The following is a 6,452-nucleotide window of genomic DNA, read 5'->3' as shown; positions in this document are numbered from 1 at the left end:
GGCGGCAGCCGCCAGCGCCGGGGCGATTCCCCCTCGGGGGGCTGACGCCATAGGGGCGGGCCTCGGTGCCTTCTCTGGTGAGCGCGCAGCCATCGCCGAGATACTGTCGGGCCAATGAGGGATGGCCTCCATTTCCTGGCGGGAATCACCGACAGGTCCGGTGACGTCGTAGCGCGCCACTGATGGGTCTGGCTGAGACGTACAGGAATAAGTACAATGAACTCGATCCACGCGGAGGTACCCATGGACACCGTCACCTATACCCATTTTCGGAGCCACCTGGCCAAGATCCTGGACCGGGTCAACGATGACCATGTGCCGGTACTGATCACGCGCCAGAACGGCAAACCGGCCATCGTGATGTCGGTAGAGGACTTCAAGTCCTATGAAGAGACCGCCTACCTGATGGCGAGCCCGCGGAACGCGCAGCGCCTGAACGAGGCCATCGCCGAGGTGGCGCGTGGCGAAGGGGCGGAACACGGACTGCTTGACCCGTGATGCTGACCTGGGCAGGCAATGCCTGGGAGGACTATCTCTATTGGCAGGCTCGCGACAAGAAGACCCTCAAGCGCATCAATGCACTGATCAAGGACATTCGGCGCCAGCCATTCGACGGATTGGGCGACCCGGAGCCGCTACGCCATCAATGGTCCGGTTACTGGTCACGTCGGATCGACCGTGAACATCGACTGGTCTACAAGGTCACCGATCGTGCCATCGTGATCGTCCAGTGTCGTTATCATTACTGAACGCGAGCCGGCCCCCATTTCCCACCTGACTTGCATTCAGTCGGCATCGAGCCGAGGCGCCGTGCTGCGCGATATCCTCGACGGAGGGAGCCTTGCCGGCGGCGGTGGCTGTTATCCTGTGCGCTATTCCTCCCAGGGTGGCAGCCGCCAGCGCCGGGGCGATTCCCCCTCGGGGGTCTGACCCCCGGGACGTCGAGGTCGGCGAGGCTGGCCGTGTCGCGGCGCCTGTCGGGCACGGGGTCAGACCCCGGGTGGCACAACTGAGTATGCGGGCCCGGTGGTTCTATCGAGTGCTAAGCGGCCACACCCTCTTCGTCCTCGATCGCCAGCTCAAGATGGAAGTGTGCCGGCCCCGTCAGATTGACCAGGGCGTCCAGGCTGAACTTGTTGATCCGGCCTGCCAGCAGGTCATTGAGACGGGGCTGGGTCACTCCGAGGCGCTGTGCCGCTTCTCGCTGGGTCAGCCCCCACTCCCTGACACGTCCGGCGATCTTCGTCATCAGCTCGGAACGGAGGCGCATGTTCAGTGCCTCCTCCGGCGTGTCTTCGATGGCCTCCCAGACACTGTCGTAACGTTCAATGGCCATGGTGTCACCTCCTTTGGTGGTCAAGGCAGCTCCTTGTAGCGCCGCTTGCCTAGATCGATGTCCTTCTTCGTGGTTTTCTGTGTTTTTTTCTGGAAGCAGTGAAGCACGTAGACCGCGTCTGCCCTGTTTGCCACATAGAAGATCCGAAAGGCGCCGTTGTCTTCGCGAATACGGATCTCCATGACACCATGACCGACGCTGGGCATTGGCCGATAGTCATCCGGTACGCCACCAGCCTGGATCCGATCGATCTGGTAGCCAGCGGCTCTCTTGGCGTCTTGTGGGAAGTCACGCAGCCGATCCCTGGAGTCTCCAACGAATGCGACGGGCTTCTTCCTGGTCACGTCGATCCCTCGGCAGCTTGAGTATATCGGTTTTGATATACTGCGGCCTGGCTTCTGATGGGTCAAGGGCAAGGCAACAGCTACGGGGCCTGTCCTGCTTCCCCCGTGGCGGTGGCTGTTATCCTGTGCGCCATGGACCACGACAGATGGACACGGCGATGAGCGTTCACTCGATCAAGCGGCTGGGCGGCCTGGAGCTGGGCGTCGGACTGCTCGGCCTCGGTGGCTGTGTGGTGGTGGATGGCGCGCCCTATCCCGGCCACCGCGACAGCGGTTACTACGCGCCGGACGCCGGGGCACCCCCCTCTTCCTCGCTTCTCTTCCCACGCGGTCATTCACAGACCCGGTTGCGGCCTGCGTGCCTGGCGGCGTCGAGGGCTTGGTCGGCGCGCTGGTAGAGGCTGGCGGCGGTGTCGCCGGGCCGGTAGCCGGCCAGCCCGATGCTCAGGGTGACCGGGGCGGGAGACCAGGGGTGGCGCTCGACGGCGCGACACAGCCGCTCGAGGGCGGGCCGGGCGGCGGTGGGCCCGGTGTGGGGCATCAGCAGCACGAACTCGGCGTCGCCGACGCGGGCGGCCAGGTCGTCGAGGCGCAGGGTGGCGCGCAGCAGGCCGGCGAGGGTCTCGAGGACCCGGTCGCCATGGGCACGGCCATGGCGCTCGCTGTGGGTCGCGAAGTGGTCGATGTGCAGCCGCACCAGGGTGAAGGCGCTGGCGGCCTTGTGGCGTTCGGCGGCGGCGAAGAGCAGCTCCAGGGTGTCGTCGAGCCGCCGGCGGTTGGGCAGGCCGGTGAGCGGGTCGGTGGTGGCCCGGCGATCGAGGGTGCGGTCGAGCCGCGCGAGTTCGGCGCGGCGCCCTTCCAGCAGGGTGCCGAGGGTCTCGAGCTCGGCGATGATGGCGTCCTTCTCGCGCAGGGCGCGTTCGGTGGCCTGGCGCGCCTCGAGCAGTTCGCGCTCGAGCCGGTGCTTGCGCGGAATCGGCGTGAGGGCGAGCAGGGTCAGCCTGGCGCCCTGGTACGCCAGGCTCCTGGCGCTGCACATCACCGGCAGCGGGGCGGCCTCGGCCATGTCGAGCTCGAGGTGGATCTCGTCGGCATGCCCCTGGTTGGCCAGGCGGAAGTCGAGCAGCCCGAGATAGATCACCCGCGCCGAGGGGGTGAACAGCCTGCTGGCGGGTCGGTCGACCAGCGTCTCGGCCCGGTGGCCGAACCAGTCGGCCAGGGTGCGGTTGATCGCCAGCACATGGCCGCCCTCGTCGATGACCAGCTGGCCGTCGGGAGAGCGGTTCCACCAATGGGCGAGGTCGTCCTTCTGGGGAGGCATCGTCAGGGCACCCTGGTCAGCGGGCCGTCGGCGAGGGCAGGTGGGCCTTGAGCGCCCGGGTCAGCCGCTCGGGGGCGGTGAGTTGGGGGTAGTGGCCGGCACAGTCGAGCAGCTCCAGCTCGCTGTCCGGCAGGTGGCGCTGCAGGTAGTCGGCGGCACTGAGCGGCACGATGGCGTCATGGGTCGTCTGCACGACCACGCTGGGCACCGGCACCCGGGGCAGCAGGTGACGGATGTCGCCGAGGAAGACGGCGCGGGCCAGGGGGCGCAGCACCTCGGGGCGCACCGCCAGCAGGCGTTGCTGCAGGTCGTGGTGCCAGCCGGGGGTGGCGGCAGTGCCCAGGGCCACCGTCGAGAGGCTGCTGGCCCAGTCCAGGTAGTTCTGCTCCATCAGTGCCAGCAGGGCGTCGAGCTGCTCGGGGCCGTAGCCGCCGCAATAGGCCGGCGGGTCGTCGAGGTAGCGGGCGGAGCTGCAGACCAGCAACAGCCGGCGGAAGGTGCGGGGGCGCTCGATGGCCGCCATCAGGCCGATGGTGCCGCCGATGGAGTGGCCGAGCAGCACGGCGTCCTCGAGCCCGAGGGCATCGCACAGGGCGACCAGGTCCTCGGCATGGCCCTCGGGGCGGGCGTGGCGACCGGGATCAAAGGCGCTGCGGTCGGAGGCGCCGAAGCCGGCCAGGTCGAGCAGGATGATGCGGTAGTCGGCTTCGAAGACGGGGACGATGCGGCTCCAGACGGTCTGGTCGCAGCCGAAGCCGTGGACCATGACCAGTGGCGTGCTGCCTCGGCCATGCTCGGTGACATTCAGCAGGTGTCGGATATCGCAGGGCATAGCGGTCCTTCGCTGTTCCTGGGGGGCGAGTCGGGGTTCTTGATAGTCAGCATAGCATCCCCGTGAGCGGCCGGAGAGCGTGGCGGTGCCTCGATCCATATCGGGCGCACCGGCCGGCGATCTTCCATACTGGCGGTGACGGTAAGGGAGAGATGCCATGGTGGAACCCCTGGAGGTGACGCAGGTGTATCGGGCCTGCCCGGAGGAGGCCTTCGCCTTCGAGGTGACCAGCGAGCTGGCGTCGCTGGACCTGCTCGGCGGCCATGACCGGGCCCGGGAGGCGCTGAGCTTCGGCACGGCGATCAGAAGCGACGGCTTCAACCTGTTCGTGCTCGGCCAGCCGGGGCATGGCAAGCACTCCCTGGTGGGGCGCTTTCTCACCGAGCGCTCGCGGGGCGAGGCGCCCCCGCCGGACTGGTGCTACCTGTTCAACTTCGACGACCCCACGGTGCCCCGCCAGCTGGCGCTGCCGCCGGGCCTGGGCCGCCAGCTGCGCACCGACATCGAGCAGCTGGTGGAGGAGCTGCGCCGGGCGATTCCCGCGGTGTTCGAGAGCGAGGAGTACCAGAACCGCCTGCACGAGATGAAGCAGGCCATGGGCGAGCGCCAGAACGATGCGGTGGAGGCGGTGCGCCGCGAGGCCCGCGAGCAGGACATCCTCCTGCTCTCGACCCCCAACGGCTTCACCTTCGCCCCCGCCGACGGCGACGAGATGATGTCGCCGCAGGACTACGAGGCCCTGGCCAGGGACGACCGCGAGCGCATCGAGGGCACGGTGGAGATCCTGCAGCGCAAGCTGACCCAGGCGATCCGCCAGATGCCGCGGCTGGCGAAGGAGCTGCGCGACCAGGTCCAGGCGCTCAACGAGGAGATGCTGCAGGCGGTGATCGGCGCGCCCCTGGTCGAGCTCGAGGAGCGCTACGCCGACGAGGCGGGGGTGCTGGCCCACCTGACGGCGATCCGCGAGGCGATCCTGCTGCACGTGGACTCCTTCCACGCCGACGACCCGGAGGTCCCCCCCGAGGCGGTGTTCAGCCGCTTCCAGGTCAACCTGCTGGTGGACAACGCCGACACCGAAGGGGCGCCGGTGATCTACCAGGACCTGCCGAGCCACCAGCACCTGGTCGGGCGCATCGAGCATCACGTTCACAACGGCACCCTGCTCACCGACTTCTCGCTGATCCGGGCCGGGGCCCTGCACCGCGCCAACGGCGGCTACCTGGTGCTCGACGTGCGCGGCGTGCTGACCCAGCCCGGCGCCTGGGAGACGCTCAAGCGCATCCTGCGGGCCGGCGAGATCCGTACCGAGTCGCTGGAGCAGGCCTACGGCCTGATCAGCACCGTCACCCTGGAGCCGGAGCCGATTCCGCTCGACCTCAAGGTGGTGCTGCTCGGCGAGCGGCTGCACTACTACCTGCTGTGCGAGCACGACCCGGAGTTCCTCGAGCTGTTCAAGGTGCAGGCCGACCTCGAGGACGAGCTCGTCCGCGACGAGGCGCAGCAGGGATTCTATGCGCGGATGATCGCCACCCTGGCGCGGGAGGCGGCGCTGCGCCCGCTGGATCGCAGCGGCGTGGCGGCGGTGATCGAGCGGGCCAGCCGCCTGGCCGACGACCAGCGCAAGCTCACCGCGCGGCACCGCGACCTCCACGACCTGCTGCTCGAGGCCGACCACTGGGCCGACGAGGCCGGCGTCACGGTGATCTCCCGGGCCCAGGTCGACAAGGCGGTGGCGCAGCAGCTGTGGCGGGCCGGCCGCATCCGCGAGCGCAGCCACGAGCAGATCACCCGCGGCACCCGGATGATCGCCACCGAGGGGCACGTGACCGGGCAGGTCAACGGCCTCTCGGTGCTGCAGGTCGGCGATTTCGCCTTCGGCCAGCCGACCCGCATCACCGCCACCGCGCGCCCGGGCAGCGGCCAGGTGGTGGACATCGAGCGCGAGTCGCGCCTGGGCGGGCGCATCCACTCCAAGGCGGTGATGATCCTGTCGCGCTACCTGGCCAACCGCTACGCCCTGGACAAGCCGCTGTCGCTCTCGGCGAGCCTCGCCTTCGAGCAGTCCTACGGCGGCATCGAGGGCGACAGCGCCTCGGTGGCCGAGGTCTGCGTCCTGGTGTCGGCCATCGCCCGGGTGCCCCTCGACCAGGCGCTGGCGGTGACCGGCTCGATCAATCAGCACGGCGAGGTACAGGCGGTGGGGGGCGTCAACGAGAAGATCGAGGGCTTCTTCGATGTCTGCCGCGCCGGCGGGGAGCTGAGCGGGCAGGGGGTGGTGCTGCCGGCCAGCAATGTCGAGCACCTGATGCTCAAGGCCGAGGTGCGCGACGCCATGGCGGCCGGGCGCTTCCGCGTCTATGCGATTCACCACGTGGACGAGGCGCTGGCGCTGCTCACCGGGCTCGAGCTCGGCGAGGCCGACGAGCACGGCGCCTTCCCCGAAGCGAGCCTGAACGGCCGGGTGCAGGCGCGGCTCGCCTCCTTCCGCAAGGCGATCAAGGCCGCCCGGGGCAAGGGGGAGAACGGGAAGCGCGAGGGCGTGAAGGAGGAGGGCGCGAAGGAGGAGGGCGACGACGGCAACGGCGGCAACGGCAATGGCGGGGTGAGCGACGATGAGTG

General features: G+C 68.8%; 7 protein-coding genes. 3 read left to right on the top strand and 4 right to left on the bottom strand.

Annotation, left to right across the window (positions count from 1 at the left end; genetic code table 11):
* Nucleotides 1-243: 243 nt before the first annotated feature.
* Together C1H66_RS20355 and C1H66_RS20350 are read left to right on the top strand one after the other, a co-directional pair.
* Nucleotides 244-498, top strand: a complete 255-nt coding sequence (locus tag C1H66_RS20355) for a type II toxin-antitoxin system Phd/YefM family antitoxin (protein WP_102629700.1) — start codon at nucleotides 244-246, stop codon at nucleotides 496-498.
* A complete protein-coding gene (locus C1H66_RS20350) occupies nucleotides 498-749 on the top strand; it encodes a Txe/YoeB family addiction module toxin (protein WP_276308857.1) in 252 nt (83 codons plus the stop codon). The genes C1H66_RS20355 and C1H66_RS20350 overlap by 1 nt, the downstream gene beginning before the upstream one ends.
* A 293-nt stretch (nucleotides 750-1,042) precedes the next feature.
* On the opposite strand, the gene C1H66_RS20345 is transcribed toward C1H66_RS20350, so the two are convergent.
* From C1H66_RS20345 to C1H66_RS20330, 4 genes are all read right to left on the bottom strand, one after another.
* Nucleotides 1,043-1,336 (bottom strand): helix-turn-helix domain-containing protein, encoded by a 294-nt coding sequence (locus tag C1H66_RS20345; RefSeq protein WP_102629698.1) that lies wholly within the window; start codon nucleotides 1,334-1,336, stop codon nucleotides 1,043-1,045.
* Nucleotides 1,337-1,356: 20 nt separating this feature from the next.
* Nucleotides 1,357-1,680 carry a type II toxin-antitoxin system RelE/ParE family toxin gene (locus tag C1H66_RS20340; RefSeq protein ID WP_102629697.1) on the bottom strand — a complete coding sequence of 108 codons (324 nt, stop codon included), beginning with the start codon at nucleotides 1,678-1,680 and terminating at the stop codon, nucleotides 1,357-1,359.
* 331 nt (nucleotides 1,681-2,011) lie between these two features.
* Nucleotides 2,012-3,001 (bottom strand): sensor domain-containing diguanylate cyclase, encoded by a 990-nt coding sequence (locus C1H66_RS20335; protein WP_102629696.1) that lies wholly within the window; start codon nucleotides 2,999-3,001, stop codon nucleotides 2,012-2,014.
* A 16-nt stretch (nucleotides 3,002-3,017) separates the two neighbouring features.
* Nucleotides 3,018-3,833, bottom strand: coding sequence for an alpha/beta fold hydrolase (locus C1H66_RS20330; RefSeq protein WP_170064201.1), 816 nt, complete (start codon nucleotides 3,831-3,833; stop codon nucleotides 3,018-3,020).
* Between the two features lie 157 nt (nucleotides 3,834-3,990).
* On the opposite strand from C1H66_RS20330, the gene C1H66_RS20325 reads away from it, so the two are divergent.
* Nucleotides 3,991-6,452 (top strand): Lon protease family protein (locus C1H66_RS20325; protein WP_102629694.1); only part of this gene is annotated, 2,462 nt, incomplete at its 3' end.

The organism is Halomonas heilongjiangensis (genome assembly GCF_002879645.1).
Lineage (GTDB): Bacteria > Pseudomonadota > Gammaproteobacteria > Pseudomonadales > Halomonadaceae > Halomonas > Halomonas heilongjiangensis.
The sequence above is the reverse complement of the archived record's forward strand: the minus strand, read 5'-3'. Positions and strand labels throughout refer to the sequence as shown.